Genomic DNA, 17,448 nt, shown 5'->3' on the forward strand with positions numbered 1-17,448 from the left:
CTCGATCGGAATTGCGTTACCAGAGTACAGTTGCGGCACCGTGACCGATCCCGTCCCTCCCGGAGCTCGTCGATGACTGAATGGCTGCTCCTGGCCACGTCCCTGCTCCTCATGCTCGCCTGCGGTGTGTTCGTCGCCGCGGAGTTCTCCTTCGTGACGGTGGACCGCGCCACGATCGAGCGCGACGCCGAGGCCGGCGACCGGGGTGCGCAGGGAACGCTGGTGGCGCTGCGGTCGCTGTCGACCCAGCTCAGCGGCGCCCAGCTGGGCATCACGATCACGAACCTGGCGATCGGCTACCTGGCGGAGCCGGCGATCGGCAAGATCCTCCACGACCCGCTGGAGGCGGCCGGTCTCGAGGGAGGCGCCCTGCGCGGCGTCTCGTACGGCATCGCGCTCATCCTCAGCACCGTGGTGACGATGCTGGTCGGTGAGCTCGTGCCGAAGAACTTCGCCCTCGCCCTCCCGCAACGCACCGCGGCGATGACGCAGCTGCCGCAGCGCATCTTCACCAAGGCGATGGCCTGGCCGATCCGCCTGCTCAACGGCATGGCGAACGCGATCCTGCGGGCGCTCGGCGTCGAGCCGCAGGAGGAGCTCCGCTCCGCCCGGTCGCCCGTCGAGCTGCGGTCGCTCGTGCTCCGCTCGGCGATCGAGGGCGCGATCGACGACGAGACCGCCGACCTGGTCGCCCGCAGCATCGCGTTCGGCGACCGCACCGCCGCCGACGTGCGCACGCCGCGGGTGCGCGTGCACTTCCTCGACGGCCGCGACACCGCGTACGACGTCATCGAGGCGACCCGGCAGACCGGCCACTCCCGGTTCCCGGTGACCGGCAGGGGACCGGACGACATCCTGGGCATCGTCGACGTCAAGCAGGCGGTGAGCATCGACGTCGCCCGGCGTCGCAACGTGCGCCTGGTGGACATCATGGCGCCGGCCACGACCGTCCCCGACAGCATCGAGCTCGACCCGCTGCTGTCGGTGCTGCGCGAGCAGGGCATGCAGATGGCGATCGTCGTGGACGAGTACGGCGGGACCGACGGCGTCGTCACGCTGGAGGACCTGGTCGAGGAGATCGTCGGCGACATCGCCGACGAGCACGACCGGGTCTCCGCCCGCAGCCGGCACCGCCGCGACGGCACGTGGTCGTTGTCCGGTCTGCTGCGTCCCGACGAGGTCCTCGAGCAGACCGGCATCGCCCTGCCGGAGGGCGAGGACTACGAGACGATCGCCGGTCTCATCCTGGAGAAGCTCGGACGCATCGGCGTCCGCGGCGACGTCGTGGCGCTGACCGTCGACCGCACGCCCGACGACGACGAGGACGAACCGGAGCCGCTGCACGTGGCGCTGACCATCGACCGGATGGAGGGCCGCCGCATCGACCGCGTCTCCCTCACGGTCATCGACGACGACCCCGAAGCAGGAGCGACGGCATGAGCGACTGGGGAGGCGTCGCCCTGACGTTCGTGCTGCTGGCGCTGAACGCCTTGTTCGTCGCGGCGGAGTTCGCGCTGATCTCGGCGCGACGCACGCAGCTGGAGCCGCGCATCGCGGCCGGCTCGCGCCCCGCGCGCATGGCCATGCGCGCGATCGAGAGCATCACCCAGGTCATGGCCGCCGCCCAGCTGGGCATCACGATCTGCTCGCTGGGTCTCGGCGCGGTGGGCGAGCCCGCGGTCGCCCACCTGATGGAGCCCGTGTTCGAGGCGATCGGCCTCCCGGACGATGTCGTCCACCCCGTCTCGTTCGTCATCGCGATGACGCTGGTCGTGGGTGCCCACGTGGTCCTCGGCGAGATGGTGCCCAAGAACCTCGCACTCGTCGGTCCCGACCGGGCGGCGCTGGTCCTGGGCCCGTTCATGCTCGGGGTCGTCTTCGTCCTCAAGCCGTTCGTCCTGCTGCTGAACGGCGCGGCCAACCTGGCGGTGCGGCTGTTCCGGGTCGAGCCGGTCGACGAGGTCGCCTCGACGTACAGCCACGACGAGGTCGCCGGCCTGGTGGAGGAGTCCCGCCGCGAGGGACTGCTCGACGAGGACGAGTACGGACTCGTCTCGGGCGCCCTGGACTTCTCCGACGGAACAGTCGACCAGGTGCTGCTGCCGCGCGCCGGGCTGGTCACGATCCCGCCGAGCGCGACGCCGGTCGAGGTCGAGCGGGCGTGTGCCGAGACGGGGTTCTCGCGCTTCCCGGTCGTGGACGACGACGGTGACATGACCGGCTACCTGCACATCAAGGACGTCCTGGAGACCGACGAGCGGTCCCGTCAGGTGACGATCGCCGACAAGTGGCTGCGGCCCCTCGCGACGGTCTCGGCCGGATCCGGTCTCTACGAGGCGCTGCGGACGATGCAGACCCGCGGATCGCACATGGCCCGCGTCGCGGACCAGAGCGGCACCGTGGTCGGCGTCATCATGCTGGAGGACGTCCTTGAGGAGCTCGTCGGCGAGATCCGCAGCGGTCGGCCCGCGGCGGGCCGGTCCTCCTGACGGGCTCCCGTCGCTGTCGCTGCGTGCAGGGACGTGGGACAGAATGTCTCCCGTGCGCCGCCTCCTGATCGTCATCGCTGGTCTGCTCTCCGTCCTGATCGTCGGGGTCGCGATCTTCTCCTTCGTCACGGTGCGCAAGTCGTTCCCGGACACCAAGGGCGAGGTCCAGATCTCCGGGCTCAAGGGCGAGGTGGAGATCAAGCGCGACGGCAAGGGCATCCCCCAGATCTACGCCGACACCCCCGAGGACCTGTTCCTCGCACAGGGCTACGTGCACGCGCAGGACCGCTTCTACGAGATGGACTTCCGCCGGCACGTCACCTCCGGCCGGCTGGCCGAGCTGGTCGGTGACGCCGCCCTCGACACCGACAAGTACGTCCGCACGCTGGGCTGGCGCCGGGTCGCGGAGAAGGAGGTCGCCCTCCTCGACGACAGCACGCTGTCGCTGGTCAAGGCGTACGCCCGCGGGGTCAACTCCTACATCGACAGCCGCTCGGGCTCCGAGCTGTCGCTGGAGTACGCCGTGCTGGGCCTGACCGGCCCGGACTACACCCCCGAGCCGTGGAGCGTGGTGGACTCGCTCGCCTGGATCAAGGCCATGGCGTGGGACCTCCGCAGCAACATGACCGACGAGATCGACCGGGTGCTCGCGACGCAGAAGCTGACCGTCGCCCAGGTCGAGGAGCTGTACCCGGGCTTCCCCGAGAACCACCACACGATCGTCGGGGACGAGGGGACCGTCCAGGACGGTGCGTTCGTGGACGAGGCCCCCACTGCGGCCGGTCTCGCGCGCACGGCCGTCGCGTCGCTCAAGAAGGCGAAGTCCAGCGCGGAGGCGCTCCCGGCCCTGCTCGGCATCGGTGACGGCATCGGCTCCAACTCCTGGGTGGTCGCCGGGGACCACACCGCCACCGGCAAGCCGATCCTCGCGAACGACCCGCACCTCGCGCCCTCGATGCCCGGCATCTGGTACCAGGTCGGCCTGCACTGCCGGGTCGTCAGCAAGGCCTGCCCGTACGACGTCGCGGGCTTCTCCTTCTCGGGCCTGCCCGGTGTGGTCGTGGGGCACAACGCCAAGATCGCGTGGGGCGTGACCACGATGTACGCCGACGTGGCCGATCTCTACCTCGAACGGGTCGAGGGGGACACGTACGAGTACGACGGCAAGCAGGTCCCGCTCGAGACCCGCCGGGAGACGTTCAAGATCGCCGGCGAGAAGTCCCAGACGATCACAGTCCGCTCGACGCGTCACGGCCCGATCCTGTCGGATCTGGACGAGGACGCCGAGGACGTCGGCGAGAGCGCGCAGAAGACCGCGACCCGCGGCTCGTACGAGGTGGCGCTGCGGTGGACCGCGCTCGACCCCGAGCCGACGATCAAGGCCGTCTTCGCCCTCGGCCGGGCCCAGGACTGGGACGAGTTCCGGGCCGCCGCGAAGCTCTTCACGGTGCCCTCGCAGAACCTGCTGTACGCCGACGTCGAGGGCAACATCGGCTACCAGTCACCCGGCACGATCCCGATCCGCAAGAAGGGCGACGGCCGCTGGCCGGTGCCGGGATGGGACCCGTCCTACGGCTGGAAGGGCTCGATCCCGTTCGACGAGCTGCCGACCGTCCTCAACCCCGACGAGGGCTTCATCGTCACGGCCAACAACAAGGTCATCGGCGACCAGTACCCGAACCTCCTGGGCGCCGACACCGCGGCGGGCTACCGCTCCGAGCGCATCCGCGACCTCCTCGAGCTCCGGACCCAGTCACCGGGCCAGGGCAAGGGGCTGGGCGTCGAGGACATGTCGCGCATCCAGAACGACACCTACAGCGCGAACGCCGCCCGGCTGGTGCCCCAGCTGCTGAAGGTCGACCCGGGCAGCCGCTACTACCGCCAAGGCCAGCAGACGCTGACGAAGTGGGACTTCAAGCAGGATGCGGACTCGCCCGGCGCGGCGTACTTCAACTCGGTCTGGCGTCACCTGCTGAAGCTCACGTTCCAGGACGAGCTCCCCGAGGCCGTGTGGCCCGAGGGCGGTGAGCGCTGGTTCAGCGTCGTGAGCGACATCCTCGACAGGCCCGGCAGCCACTGGTGGGACAACGTCTCGACCCCCGAGAGGGAGACCCGCGACCAGATCCTGACGCAGGCGCTGCGCGACGCCCGCGACGAGCTGACGATGATCCAGTCCCGCAGCCCGAAGCAGTGGCGGTGGGGCACGATGCACAAGCTCGAGCTGGTCAACCAGACGCTGGGGGACTCCGGCATCGGTCTGGTCAACCGGCTGTTCAACCGCGGGCCGTACCGGGTCGCGGGCGGCAGCGGCATCGTCAACGCGACGAGCTGGGACGCGACCGAGGGGTACGAGGTCACGGCGGTGCCGTCGATGCGGATGATCGTCGACCTCGACGACGTGGACCGGTCGCGATGGATCCAGCTGACCGGCGCCTCGGGCCATGCGTTCCACGACCACTACGTCGACCAGCAGAAGCTGTGGAGCAAGGGCGAGACGCTGCCGTGGGTGTTCACCCCGAAGGCGGTCGACGAGGCCACCGACGACACGCTGACCCTCGTGCCGCGGGGCCGGGCCTGATCCGTTCCGGAGCGGGTCAGGGGACGCGGAACAGGCCGGCCGGGGTCACGGCCATCTGCACGGGCACGTCGTGCGGCTCGTGCGGGACCTCGGGGAGCAGCTCGTGGGTGAAGACGACCGCGCACAGCGGCGTGGTCACCGCCTCCAGGGCGCGGTCGTAGTAGCCGGCCCCCCTGCCGAGTCGGTGGCCGGAGTGGTCGACCGCGAGCGCCGGCAGCAGCACCACGTCGCAGCCATGCGGCGTGTCCTGCCCGAGACGCGGTCCGTCCGGCTCCGGGATGCCCAGGGCGCTGACGCTGAGAGCGGCCGCCGGGTCGTGGACCACCCAGTCGAGCACGCCGCCGGGCAGGCTCACGGGCACGACGACCTCGATGCCCCGCTCGTGCAGTCCGGCGATCGTCGCACCAGTGCCGGGCTCGGTGGACATCGAGAGGTAGCAGGCGATCCGGCGCGCCCGGGCCACCACCGGCACGGCCAGCACGTGCAGCGCGATCGCCTCTGCGGCGCCGGCGCGCTCGGCGGGTGTCATCGCCCGCCTGCGGGCGAGCAGCTCGCTGCGCACCTGTGCCTTGGTCACGGGCCTGAGGCTAACCTAGGGCGCGGGTGGACAGGGAGAAACTCGTGAGCGGAGCGGCGGACATGGACGGACTCGAGCAGGCACAACAACGGATGGCGGACGCCGGGGTGCCCCAGCGCGCGATCGACGTCTTCGCCTCGTTCTACGACCAGCTGCGGCAGGGCGGGACGGGCATGATCCCCGAGTCGGAGGTCGATCCGCTCACCGACGTCGACCACGCCGGGGCGATCTCTCCCAGTGACGAGGAGTGCCGCGAGGCCGCTGCGGTCACCGCCGTGATCAAGCTCAACGGCGGGCTCGGCACCTCGATGGGGCTCGACCGCGCCAAGACGCTGCTGCCCGTGCGCCCGGACCTGACGTTCCTGGACGTCATCGCCGGCCAGGTGCGCAGCGTGCGCGCCGAGCTCGGGGTCACGCTGCCGCTGCTGTTCATGAACAGCTTCCGCACCCGCGACGACACCCTCGCGGCGCTCGCGAAGTACGACGACCTGGCGGTCGAGGGCCTGCCGCTGGACTTCCTGCAGAACCGCGAGCCCAAGCTGCGCGCCGACGACCTGACCCCGGTGGACTGGCCGAAGGACCCGTCGCTGGAGTGGTGCCCGCCGGGCCACGGCGATCTCTACACCGCGCTCGAGGTGTCCGGGATCCTCGACGCCCTGATCGACGCCGGCTACCGCTATGCGACGGTCTCGAACGCCGACAACCTCGGGGCCGCGCCCGACCCGGCGATGATGGCCTGGTTCGCGGCGTCCGGAGCCCCCTATGCCGCCGAGGTCTGCCGCCGCACGCCCGCCGACATCAAGGGTGGGCACCTGGTCGTCCGCAAGAGCGACGGACGCCTGGTCCTGCGCGAGACGGCGCAGACCCCCGACGAGGACGCCGCCGCCGCTGCGGACCCGCAGAAGCACCGCTACTTCCACACCAACAACCTCTGGTTCGACCTCCGCGTGATGAAGTCGACGTTGGAGGCCCGCGACGGCATCCTCGGCCTGCCGCTCATCCGCAACACCAAGACCGTCGACCCGACCGACCCGTCCTCGCCCAAGGTGATCCAGATCGAGTCCGCCATGGGCGCCGCGGTGGAGGTCTTCGACGGCGCCACCGCGATCGAGGTCGACCGCTCCCGGTTCCTGCCGGTCAAGACGACGAACGACCTGCTGCTGCTGCGCTCCGACGTCTACGGCGTCGGGGACGACTTCCGGGTGCGGTCCACCGTCCGCTCGGCGCCGCTGGTCAACCTGGACCGGCGATTCTTCACCACCATCGCAGACTTCGACGCCCGGATCCCGACGCCGCCGTCGTTGGCCGAGGCCACCTCGCTGACGGTCAAGGGCGACTGGCGTTTCGGCCGCGACGTCGTGGTGCGCGGAGACGTGACGCTCGACGACACGGGCGCCGCCGAGAGCGTCGACGCCGGGTCGCGGTTAGGCTGAGCGGCATGTCGACAGGAGAAACCGGCGACGGATCGGAGCAGGGCGTGTTGCCGATCGATCCGGGAGCTCCTCGCAGCGCGGGGGACGAAGAGCTGACCCAACCGGTCGCTCCACCCACGAAGGCGCCCGGGCAGACGCAGCCCCAGCAGGCCCAGCCGCAAGCTGCACAGGCCCAGCCCGCGCAGCCGTCCCGGCCCCGTCCCGCGAGCATCCGCGAGGGCGTGCTGACCGTCGAGGACCACCTCGAGAAGATCCTGCGCGGCATCGGGCCCCTCGCGGCGTACGACCAGCCGCTCGTCGAGTCGCTCGGTCTGCCCCTCCACGAGGCGTTCGTGTCGCCGATGGACCTGCCGTTGTTCGACAACTCCTCGATGGACGGCTACGCGGTCCGGTCCGAGGACGTCGCCATGGCCGGCCCGGACAACCCCGTGATGCTCCCGGTGGTGGGCGAGATCCAGGCCGGGTCCGCCAAGCCGTTCGCGATCAGTGCAGGCACGGCCGTCAAGATCATGACCGGCGCGCCGATCCCGCGTGGCGCCGACGCGGTCGTGCCGCTGGAGGACACCGACCGCGGCAACGCCCGCGTGCAGATCTTCGCGTCGGCCAAGCGGGGCGACCGCATCCGGCCCCGGGGCGAGGACGTGACCAAGGGCGACACCGTGCTGGGCGAGGGCACCGTGCTCGGTCCCCGCGAGATCGGGCTGCTGGCTGCGCTCGGGGCACCGCGGGTCAAGGCCCGGCCGCGTCCGCGGGTCGTCGTGATCTCGACCGGCAGCGAGCTGCGCGAGCCCGGCACCCACCTGGACTACGACTCGATCAACGACGGCAACAGCTACATGCTGGCCGCAGCCGTGCGTGAGGCCGGCGCGATCTGCTACCGCGTGGGGGCCGTCGACGACAACCCCCGCACGTTCCAGCGGGTCCTGTCCGAGCAGCTCGTCCGCGCCGACCTCGTCGTCACCAGCGGCGGCATCAGCAAGGGCGACCACGACGTCGTCAAGGAGACGCTGTCGGCGCTCGGCACGGTCGAGTTCAACGAGGTCGCGATGCAGCCGGGCAAGCCGCAGGGCTTCGGGCGCGTCTTCGACGAGCAGACCCCGATCATCACCCTGCCCGGCAACGCCGTGTCGGCCTACGTCTCGTTCGAGGTCTTCGTGCTCCCGGCGATCCGGCGCATGATGGGCCGCACCCCGTACCGCCGGCCGATGGTCCACGCGGTGCTCGCCTCGGACATCCGGTCACGTCCCGGTGTCCGTCAGTACGTCCGCGGCGTCTTCGAGGTCACCCACCGCGGAGCGAAGGTCACCCCGCTGGCCGGTGCCGGCTCGCACCTCGTCGGCACTCTCGCCAAGGCCAATGCGCTCATCATCGTCGGCGAGGACCAGACCGCGCTCAACATGGGCGACACCGTCCGCACGCTCGTGCTCGACAGGCCGTTCTAGTGGCCGACCGGCTGACCCACGTCGACGAGTCCGGCGCGGCCCGCATGGTCGACGTGACCGCGAAGGACGTCACCGCCCGGACGGCGACCGCCCGCGGCCGGGTCGAGATCAGCGACGAGGTCGTCACGCTGCTGCAGGGCGACGGCGTGCCGAAGGGCGACGCCCTCGCGGTCGCGCGCATCGCCGGCATCATGGCGACCAAGCGCACGCCCGACCTCATCCCGTTGTGCCACCCGCTGGCGATCGGTGGCGTCGAGGTCGACCTCGAGGTGGAGACCTCGCCCCAGGGTCAGGGCGCGGTCCTGATCCGGGCCACCGTGCGCACGGCCGACCGCACGGGCGTGGAGATGGAGGCGCTGACCGCGGTCAGCGTCGCGGCGCTGACGGTCGTCGACATGGTCAAGGCGGTCGACAAGCTCGCGCGCATCACCGACATCGAGGTCGTCGCGAAGTCCGGCGGCAAGAGCGGCGACTGGCAGCGATGAGCGGCTCCCGGCGGGCGGCCGTCGTCGTCGCGTCCAACCGGGCCGCGGCCGGGGTGTACGAGGACGAGACCGGACCGCTGATCGTCGAGGCGCTGGCGGCGTGGGGCTTCGAGGTCGGACCGCCCGTCGTCGTCGGTGACGGCGACCCGGTCGCCCTCGCGATCGCCGCGGCGCTCGCCGACGGGGTCTCCGCCGTCGTCACGACCGGCGGCACCGGCATCAACCCGACGGACAGCACGCCCGAGGCGACCCGTCCGCTGCTCGACCGCGAGCTGCCCGGCGTCGCGGAGGCCATGCGAGCACGTGGTGTCGCCGCCGGCGTGCCCACTGCCGCCCTCTCGCGAGGTCTCGCAGGCGTCGCGGGCAACGCGATCGTCGTCAACCTCCCGGGGTCCCGCGGCGGGGTCAAGGACGGGCTGGCCGTGCTCGCCGAGATCCTGCCGCACGCCGTGGACCAGCTGCACGGCGGCGACCACCCGCGGAGCGAGCCCTGAGCCCGGGCTGGCCCGTCGAGCTGCGGCACGGCTCGGTGGGGGTCCGACCGGTGCGGCGTCGTGACGCGCGGGCGTGGGCGCGGCTGCGCAGCGAGAACGCCGAGTGGCTGGGTCCGTGGGAGGCCACGCTGCCGCGTGAGGCCGGCAGTCCTGCGAGCTCGTACGTCGGCATGATCAGCACGCTGCGCCGGAGGGCGCGGCAGGGCCACGCGATGCCCTTCGCGCTGACCTGGGACGGGGAGCTCGTCGGGATGCTCACCGTGAACGGCATCACCTGGGGCTCGGCCCGCTGGGCCAACCTGGGCTACTGGGTCTCGCGCAGCCACGCGGGTCGGGGCATCACGCCCACCGCGGTCGCCCTCGTCTGCGACCACCTGCTCACCACGGTGGGACTGCACCGCATCGAGATCGCGATCCGGCCCGAGAACGGCGCGAGCCTGCGGGTCGTCGAGAAGCTCGGCTTCAGCGAGGTCGGGGTGGCCCGGCGGTTCCTGCACATCGCGGGGGAGTGGCGCGATCACCGGATCTTCCAGGTCCTGGCCGAGGACGTGCCGGGCGGGCTGATGGCCCGGCTCCAGGCCCCCGGTGCGGCCCCGGACGCGTCCTGAGCCGACCTTTTCGGGCCCCGACCACATCCGCCACAGAAGTTCTCCTGCGACACACGCGGCGGGTGCGCCTGAACGGGGTCGCGACGGCCTACCGTTTTGACCGTGGGTCCGAGCAGTGGGTTGATCATCGCGTTCGTCGTCGTTGTCTGGGCGGCGTACTTCATTCCGCTTGCCCTGCGCCGCTATGACGACGCCACCAAGAACGAGTCCATCGAGACGACCGGCGCACTCAGCCGCGTCATCACGAAGCCGCAGCCCGCGGCCGCACCTGCGGCCCCGTCTGCGCGGGCGACCGCCGACACGCCGGCCGCCAAGACTGCAACCGCCAAGACTGCGACCGCCAAGACTGCACCGGCCGAGAAGGCGGCGCCCGAGCGCGCCCTCGACCGACCGGCCGCCCGGCTCGCCGCACGCCGCCGCCGTCGCACCCTCCTGACCCTGCTGGGCCTCACCGCCGTCGTCGTCGCGCTCGCCGTGGCGAGTGTCCTGCCGATGCCGGCGATCGCAGCCCCCGTCGCGCTGGTCGCTGCGTGGCTCGTGGCCTGCCGCATCCAGGTGCGGGGCGAGCGAGGCATCGCGCGCGACAAGAAGCCGCGTGCCACCGCCGACACGTCCCGGCCGGCCGCTCGTACCGGCGCGAAGGGCAAGGCGAAGTCCAGCCCCAAGGCCAAGCCCGTCTCCTCGGCGGACGAGGAGACGATCATCGTCTCCGGCCTCTTCGAGGACATCGACCCGGGCCGCAAGCACGAGATGGAGGTCGTCGACCTCGAGGCGGACGCCCTGGACGACCAGATCGTCATCGCGGTGCCGTCGATCTCGTCCTCCGGCGACGCTTTGTGGGACCCGCTGCCCGTCACCCTGCCGACATACGTCACCAAGCCGCGGGCCGGCCGCACGGTCCGCACGATCGACTTCTCCCAGCCCAACACCTGGACCTCCGGACACATCGAGGGCGAGGATGTCGAGCTGCCGAAGCGGGTCGACGACGCGGGAGAGGAACGCCGCGCGGTGGGCCACTGAAGGGCCTGATAAAGTTGCGGAGCACTCGCACGGTGAGTGCACCGCAACACAAGACCTGGGGCATTGGCGCAGTTGGTAGCGCGCTTCGTTCGCATCGAAGAGGTCAGGAGTTCGAATCTCCTATGCTCCACCAGTAGAAGGCCCGACCGTCACCGGTCGGGCCTTCTCGCATTTCCGGGACATGGGCCGTGCGGGACGAGGCGCTGCGGCAGGCGATCGATGAGGCGAGGAAGCGGCAGGCAGCGGTGGACGGCCTCGACGAACGGCTCAGCGGGGACTCGGACGCGGCCGCCGGCGGCTAGGTCATGAGCGGTGGGTCCGCCGGATGAAAGCATGGTCGTGACGAACTGTCTTTCATAGTTCTTTCGGACCATTTCTCGTCCAAATGACAATGGGACCTTAGTCCCGGACTTAGGTTTCCTCGTTGGGAGCCGCCGCCCGACCCGGGCCGGCGCACAACGCATGAGGGAGCACCATGTCCAAGTTCAGCTACGCCCTTGCCTTCATCTCGGCCACGATGTTCCAGGCCAAGGATCGCCGTGAGGAGAAGGGCGCCACCGCAGTCGAGTACGGCCTGCTCGTGGCCCTGATCGCCGGGGTCATCATCGCTGTAGTCGCCCTGTTGGGTAAGGACATCAACACGCAGTTCACGAAGATCACGGATCAGCTCTGATCCCTCCGCGGCCCGCTCGAGCGGGTCGCCACGCGGTGCGGCAGATGAGGGATCTGCCGCACCGCGTCCCCTGCTTCAAGTCCTGAGGGAGACGACGTGAAGAAGCAATACCTGGCGGTCGCCGTGGCCGTGCTGCTGGCCGTGCTCGGCGTCGCGGCGCTGGTGTCGTACGCGAACGGTGCCGACGACCGTGCGTTCGAGGGCACCGAGATGGTCCCCGTGCTGCGCGCGACCGCCGACGTCCCGGCGGGCACGCCGGTCAGCGAGCTGTCGGACAGCCTGGAGACCGCCCGCGTGCCCCGTGCAGCGCTCGTGCCCGGAGCGGTCACGAGCCTGGACGACCTGGCCGGCCAGGTCGCCGTCGTCGCGCTGGTGCCGGGCGATCAGCTCAGCACCGCCAAGCTCGGCGCGGCCGAGACGGTCAAGGAGGACCTGACGCTCTCCAAGGGCATGCAGGAGCTGACGATCCCCGTCTCCGGTGCCCGCTTGGTCGGTGGGGCGGTGAAGGCCGGGGACCGGGTCGGGGTGTTCTCCAGCTACGACGGGGCCACCGGCAACCCCATCAACAACCTGCTCGTGCTCCGGGTCGACAACGGCGTGGCCGGGGCCGAGGACGCGGCCGGGACCCTTGTGACGGTGGCAGTCAAGACCCTCGACGCCGAGAAGCTCGTCCACACGCTCGAGTTCGGCAAGATCTGGCTGAGCAAGCAGAACGACGACACCGACACCCGCGGTGGCAAGGCGATCACGTCGAAGGACGTCCTGTCATGAGCATCGCACTGATCGTGGGCGCCGACGACGAGACCGCAGCGCGGATGAGCGCGGCGATCGGCCACCAGGCCGTGGCGCTGTCGGTCGAGTCGGTCTCCAGCACGTCCGCCAGCCTGCTGCGCGGTCTCGACCCCGTGACGCTGCCCGAGGCGATCGTCTTCAGCTCGGCGCTGCCGGTCGCACGGTCGCTGAGCATGGCGGCCGAGGTGCACGCGGTCCGGCCGGACATCGACATGGTGCTGATCGCCGCGGTCGAGAAGGAGACCATGCTCGACGCGATGCGCGTCGGCATCCGCGACCTGGGCGCGTCGCTCGACGACCCGTCGGTGCTGGCGGGCCTGCGGGACCGGCTCGACGCGCGGGCCGACGCCGGTCGCGCCGCAGCGACGTCGCCGGTCGCCGCGGCAGCGCCCACCGAGTTCACGTCGCGGACCATCACCGTGCTGTCGCCGAAGGGCGGGGTCGGCAAGACGAGCATCTCCAGCAACCTCGCCGTCGCCCTGGCCCGGGAGGCGCCGATGGAGACGGTGCTGGTCGACCTCGACCTGCAGTTCGGGGACCTGACGACCGTCCTGGACCTGAAGCCGACGTACACGCTGAAGGACGCGTTCGGTCTGGGCGCACGGGACAACCTGCTGCTGAAGACCTACCTCACCGTCCACTCCGCCGGCTTCTACGTGCTGTGCGGCGCGGACTCCCCGGCGGCGAACGACAAGGTGACCGGGGAGCAGGTGGCGCAGCTGATCCGCCAGCTGCAGGACCAGTTCCGCTACGTGGTCATCGACACCGCGGCGGGCCTGGACGACGCGACCCTCGCGGCCCTGGAGTGCACGGACGACGCGGTCATCGTCACGACGATGGACGTCGCCTGCCTGCGCAGCGTGCAGCGGGAGATGCAGCTGCTGACCGAGCTGGGCCTGCTGCCTGCGTCGCAGCACGTCGTGGTGAACTTCGCCGACAAGGCCTCCGGCCTGCGCATCAAGGACGTCGAGGCCGTGCTGGGTGCGCCGGTCGACGTCGTGCTGCCCCGCAGCAAGGACATCCCGATCGCCTCGAACCGCGGCGTCCCGGTCCTGGTCAGCTCGAAGTCCGGGCCGTTCGTGAAGTCGATCAAGGTCCTCGGCAAGCGCATCTTCACCGGCGCCCGCGTCGCGGAGTCCCGGCGCGGGCACAAGCGGCTGGAGGTCGTGTGAGGCTCAGCGACCGGCTCGACGCGATCCGCGAGCGGACGCTCGCCGACCTCGACGCCCCTCAGGACGAGGCGTTCGACAGCGCGGACGCGATGGCGTCGGTCACGGACGGCTTCGCGGAGGTCAAGGCGCGGGCCTCGGAGGCGCTCTTCGAGCGGCTCGGCACCCGGGTCAACGACTCGACGTTGACCGAGGGCCAGCTGCACGAGCTCGTGCGGGACGAGCTGGGCGGCATCGTCGCGGCCGAGACCCTGCTGACCGCGGACGAGCGGCGGCGGCTGATGCGGGAGGTCCAGGACGACGCGATCGGTCTCGGCCCGCTGCAGCGCATGCTCGACGACGACTCGATCACCGAGATCATGGTCAACACGTACAACCAGGTCTACGTCGAGCGGCACGGCCGGCTGCAGGCGTCCCCGGCCCGGTTCAGCTCCGAGGCCCACCTGCGGCGCATCATCGAGCGCATCGTCGCGAAGGTCGGCCGCCGGATCGACGAGTCGTCCCCCCTCGTCGACGCGCGACTGGCCGACGGCTCGCGCGTCAACGCGGTCATCCCGCCTCTCGCGGTCGACGGCTCGTCGCTGACCATCCGGAAGTTCTCCCGCAACCCGCTCAGCGTCAGCGACCTGGTCGGCTTCGGCACGATGTCCGAGCAGATGGCGCACCTGCTGCACGCGTGCGTCCAGGCCAAGCTCAACATCCTCGTCAGCGGCGGCACCGGCACCGGCAAGACGACGCTGCTGAACGTGCTGTCGGGGTTCATCCCGCGCGGCGAGCGCATCGTGACGATCGAGGACGCCGTCGAGCTCAAGCTCCAGCAGCCCCACGTCGTCCGGCTGGAGAGCCGCCCACCGAACATCGAGGGCAGCGGCGAGGTGCGCATCCGCGACCTGGTGCGCAACGCGCTGCGCATGCGCCCGGACCGGATCGTGGTGGGGGAGTGCCGCGGCGGCGAGGCCCTCGACATGCTGCAGGCGATGAACACCGGCCACGACGGCTCGCTGTCGACGCTGCACGCCAACTCCCCGCGGGACGCGATGGCGCGCCTGGAGACGCTCGTGCTCATGGCCGGCATGGACCTGCCCCTGCGCGCGATCCGCGAGCAGGCCGCCTCGGCGGTCGACCTGATCGTCCAGATCGGCCGGCTGCGTGACGGCTCGCGCCGGATCACGCACGTCACCGAGGTGCACGGCATGGAGAACGACACGATCGTCCTGCAGGACGTGTTCGTGTTCGACTTCGCCGCAGGGGTCGACCAGCACGGCCGGTTCCTGGGCCAGGCCCTGCCGACCGGTGTGCGTCCCCGCTTCAGCGAGCGGTTCGACGACCTCGGCATCCCGTTCGACCTGGCCAGCCTCAACGTGACCAGGGAGGCCTGACCGTGCTCCTCCTCGGCGTCCTGCTCATCATGGGGGCCATCGTCGCGGGATTCGTCGCCTTCGGCGGGGCCCCGGTCGGTCGGGTGCCCGCGGATCGCGTCGCGGCCCTGTCGCTGAAGCCGCGTGAGACGGCGCTCTCGCGCGTCACGGACAGCCTGGTGGTGGGCGTCGAGTCCGTCCTGCGCCGCCGCGGGTGGCGTCCGTTCAGTGCTCGTGAGCTCGAGCTCGCGGGAGTGTCCACGCCGGTCCCGCGTCTCGTGGTCCTGATCCTCAGTGTCACGGTCGCGATGTTCGCCCTCGGTCTCGTCCTCGCGAACGCCCTCGTGGGCATCCTGCTCGGTGCGCTGGTCCCGTTCGCCGCGAAGGCCTGGCTCAGCATCCGCGGCACCCGGCTGTGCAACAGGTTCGCCGCCCAGCTGCCGCAGACGCTGCAGATGATGGCAGCGTCACTGCGGGCCGGGCACAGCCTCCCCCGGGTGCTGGACGCGGTGTCGCGGGAGACCGATGCCCCGACGTCCACCGAGCTGGCACGCGTCGTGAACGAGAACCGGCTGGGACGGGACCTGGTGGAGTCGCTCGAGACCGTGGCCGAGCGCATGCGCTCGCAGGACTTCGTCTGGGTGGCGGGGGCGATCGCGGCGCAGCGCGAGACCGGCGGCAACCTCAACGAGATCCTCGACCAGGTGGCCGAGACGATCCGGGAGCGTCACCACATCCGGATGCAGGTCAAGTCCCTGTCGGCGGAGGGGCGCCTGTCGGCGGTCATCCTGATGGCCCTGCCGGTGCTGATCGGCCTCTACTACACCGTCGTGAGCGCCGAGACGATGACGGTCTTCGTCGGCACCGCGATCGGCAAGCTGCTGCTGCTGGGCAGCGCGGTCATGTACGTGCTCGGCGGCCTGTGGATGCGCTCCGTCGTGAAGATCGACTTCTAGGGGGATTGGTGCTCGTTCTCGGACTCGTCCTCATCCTGGCCGCCGTCGCGGTGCTGTCGGTCGCCAGCGGCCTGGTCATGCTGCCGTCGGCCACGCTGCGCCACCGGGCTCGTGCCCTGGCGGCGCCCGAGGTGCGCGAGAAGGGCTGGCAGCGACTGCGCGCCGACGTGTCCACCGACGGGATCCTGGCGAGGCTCACGGCGCCCACGCTGATCCGCCGCATCGAGCGCAACCTCGTCCTCGCCGGGCGTCCCGACGGCTGGCCGCTGCGCCGGGTCATCGTGGCCAAGCCCGTCGCTGCGCTGCTCGGGGTGCTCTTCGCGTGGGTCCTGCTGAGCAGCTCGACGTCCCTGCTGGTCGTCCTGGTGGCTCTCGGGGCGGTCGTCCTGGCGTACTTCGTGCCGGACCTGCTGATCTACAACTCCGCGGTCAAGCGGCAGGAGGCGATTCAGAAGGCCCTGCCGGACATGCTCGACCAGATCGTCATCTCGATCGAGGCCGGCGTCGGCTTCGAGCAGGCGCTGACCAAGGTCGCCGACAGCAACGAAGGTCCGCTCAAGGACGAGATCGTCCGGCTGTTGCAGGACGTGTCCCTCGGCATGTCGCGCCGCGACGCGTACGCCGCGCTGGCCGACCGCACCTCGGTCGACGAGCTCAAGGGGTTCGCCAAGGCGCTCGTACAGGCCGAGCAGTACGGCATCTCCATCTCGTCCGTCGTCCGCACCCAGGCCACCGAGATGCGCCTCTCGCGGCGCATGCGCGCCGAGGCCCGGGCTCAGCAGGTCCCGGTCAAGATCCTGCTGCCGCTCATGTCGTGCATCCTGCCCGTCCTGTTCATCATCGTGCTCGGCCCCGCCGTGGTGTCCGCGTATGCGAGGAACTGAGGCGGAGGGGATGACGAGCCCCTCGACCCGGCGTGCGGACGACCGCGACCGCGGCGCCGCGATGGTCGAGTTCGCGCTGATCCTCCCGGTCCTCGTGGCGCTCATCTTCGGCATCATCAGCTACGGCTACATGCTGAGCTACCGCCAGGGCCTCAGCCAGGGCGCCAGCGAGGCCGCCCGCGCGGCGGCCATCGTCCCGTCGGGGATGCCGGCGGCGGCCAAGCTGGCCAAGGCCACCACGGCCCTCAACGACGCGATGGGCAGCTACGGCGTCAGCTGCGCGGGCGGCGTCCTGAGGCATGACGGAGCGGCCAGCGGCTCGTGCTCGATCCAGACGAGCACGGCCTGCCCGCAGGACTCGTCGCGTCGCTGCGCGGTCGTGACGGTCACGCACGCGTACCGCGCCCATCCGCTGATCTCGTCCTTCCCCGGCCTCGGCATCACGCTTCCGGAGAACCTCAGCTACACCGCCGTCGTGGAAGTGAACTGA

At 70.8% G+C, this 17,448-nt stretch carries 17 protein-coding genes and 1 tRNA gene; 17 read left to right on the forward strand and 1 reads right to left on the reverse strand.

The genetic code is table 11. The features are described 5' to 3' along the window. Window positions 1–72: 72 nt before the first annotated feature. From C3E78_RS03560 to C3E78_RS03570, 3 genes are read left to right on the forward strand one after another with little or no spacing between them, the layout of a single operon-like run. Window positions 73–1,440: a hemolysin family protein gene (locus C3E78_RS03560; protein ID WP_108577015.1), complete on the forward strand. Its 1,368-nt coding sequence runs from the start codon at window positions 73–75 to the stop codon at window positions 1,438–1,440. Further along, window positions 1,437–2,489: a hemolysin family protein gene (locus tag C3E78_RS03565; RefSeq protein ID WP_108577016.1), complete on the forward strand. Its 1,053-nt coding sequence runs from the start codon at window positions 1,437–1,439 to the stop codon at window positions 2,487–2,489. Before C3E78_RS03560 ends, C3E78_RS03565 begins: the two co-directional genes overlap by 4 nt. 43 nt (window positions 2,490–2,532) lie before the next feature. Then, entirely contained in the window at window positions 2,533–5,067 is a 2,535-nt protein-coding gene (locus C3E78_RS03570) for a penicillin acylase family protein (protein ID WP_108577017.1), read from the forward strand. A gap of 16 nt (window positions 5,068–5,083) precedes the next feature. On the opposite strand, the gene C3E78_RS03575 is transcribed toward C3E78_RS03570, so the two are convergent. Then, window positions 5,084–5,644: a 5-formyltetrahydrofolate cyclo-ligase gene (locus C3E78_RS03575; RefSeq protein WP_108577018.1), complete on the reverse strand. Its 561-nt coding sequence runs from the start codon at window positions 5,642–5,644 to the stop codon at window positions 5,084–5,086. A gap of 62 nt (window positions 5,645–5,706) precedes the next feature. Between C3E78_RS03575 and C3E78_RS03580 the strand changes: the two genes are divergently transcribed. From C3E78_RS03580 to C3E78_RS03650, 14 genes are all read left to right on the forward strand, one after another. Further along, entirely contained in the window at window positions 5,707–7,077 is a 1,371-nt protein-coding gene (locus C3E78_RS03580; protein WP_108577019.1) for a UTP--glucose-1-phosphate uridylyltransferase, read from the forward strand. A 5-nt stretch (window positions 7,078–7,082) separates the two neighbouring features. Then, window positions 7,083–8,519 (forward strand): molybdotransferase-like divisome protein Glp, encoded by a 1,437-nt coding sequence (glp, locus tag C3E78_RS03585; RefSeq protein ID WP_108577020.1) that lies wholly within the window; start codon window positions 7,083–7,085, stop codon window positions 8,517–8,519. Further along, a complete protein-coding gene (moaC, locus tag C3E78_RS03590; RefSeq protein ID WP_199906923.1) occupies window positions 8,519–9,004 on the forward strand; it encodes a cyclic pyranopterin monophosphate synthase MoaC in 486 nt (161 codons plus the stop codon). Before glp ends, moaC begins: the two co-directional genes overlap by 1 nt. After that, on the forward strand, window positions 9,001–9,498 hold the full coding sequence (locus C3E78_RS03595) for a MogA/MoaB family molybdenum cofactor biosynthesis protein (RefSeq protein ID WP_108577021.1): 498 nt from the start codon (window positions 9,001–9,003) through the stop codon (window positions 9,496–9,498). Before moaC ends, C3E78_RS03595 begins: the two co-directional genes overlap by 4 nt. A gap of 50 nt (window positions 9,499–9,548) precedes the next feature. Beyond that, window positions 9,549–10,106 carry a GNAT family N-acetyltransferase gene (locus C3E78_RS03600; protein WP_235833810.1) on the forward strand — a complete coding sequence of 186 codons (558 nt, stop codon included), beginning with the start codon at window positions 9,549–9,551 and terminating at the stop codon, window positions 10,104–10,106. A 102-nt stretch (window positions 10,107–10,208) separates the two neighbouring features. Next, on the forward strand, window positions 10,209–11,126 hold the full coding sequence (sepX, locus tag C3E78_RS18180) for a divisome protein SepX/GlpR (protein ID WP_159085800.1): 918 nt from the start codon (window positions 10,209–10,211) through the stop codon (window positions 11,124–11,126). Window positions 11,127–11,183: 57 nt separating this feature from the next. Continuing rightward, window positions 11,184–11,259, forward strand: a tRNA-Ala gene (locus tag C3E78_RS03615). A gap of 342 nt (window positions 11,260–11,601) precedes the next feature. Beyond that, window positions 11,602–11,799: a Flp family type IVb pilin gene (locus C3E78_RS03620; protein ID WP_108577025.1), complete on the forward strand. Its 198-nt coding sequence runs from the start codon at window positions 11,602–11,604 to the stop codon at window positions 11,797–11,799. A 96-nt stretch (window positions 11,800–11,895) separates the two neighbouring features. After that, window positions 11,896–12,570: a Flp pilus assembly protein CpaB gene (gene cpaB, locus C3E78_RS03625; RefSeq protein WP_159085801.1), complete on the forward strand. Its 675-nt coding sequence runs from the start codon at window positions 11,896–11,898 to the stop codon at window positions 12,568–12,570. Beyond that, window positions 12,567–13,763: a CpaE/TadZ family protein gene (locus C3E78_RS03630; protein ID WP_108577027.1), complete on the forward strand. Its 1,197-nt coding sequence runs from the start codon at window positions 12,567–12,569 to the stop codon at window positions 13,761–13,763. Before cpaB ends, C3E78_RS03630 begins: the two co-directional genes overlap by 4 nt. Then, window positions 13,760–15,139: a TadA family conjugal transfer-associated ATPase gene (locus C3E78_RS03635; RefSeq protein WP_235833809.1), complete on the forward strand. Its 1,380-nt coding sequence runs from the start codon at window positions 13,760–13,762 to the stop codon at window positions 15,137–15,139. The genes C3E78_RS03630 and C3E78_RS03635 overlap by 4 nt, the downstream gene beginning before the upstream one ends. Before the next feature lie 2 nt (window positions 15,140–15,141). Next, complete coding sequence (locus C3E78_RS03640; protein WP_108577028.1) at window positions 15,142–16,074, forward strand: type II secretion system F family protein; 933 nt, start codon at window positions 15,142–15,144, stop codon at window positions 16,072–16,074. A gap of 8 nt (window positions 16,075–16,082) precedes the next feature. Next, complete coding sequence (locus C3E78_RS03645) at window positions 16,083–16,958, forward strand: type II secretion system F family protein (RefSeq protein ID WP_108577029.1); 876 nt, start codon at window positions 16,083–16,085, stop codon at window positions 16,956–16,958. Between the two features lie 10 nt (window positions 16,959–16,968). Then, window positions 16,969–17,448: a TadE family protein gene (locus C3E78_RS03650; RefSeq protein ID WP_159085802.1), complete on the forward strand. Its 480-nt coding sequence runs from the start codon at window positions 16,969–16,971 to the stop codon at window positions 17,446–17,448.

This window comes from Aeromicrobium chenweiae, assembly GCF_003065605.1.
GTDB classification, from domain to species: Bacteria; Actinomycetota; Actinomycetes; order Propionibacteriales; family Nocardioidaceae; genus Aeromicrobium; species Aeromicrobium chenweiae.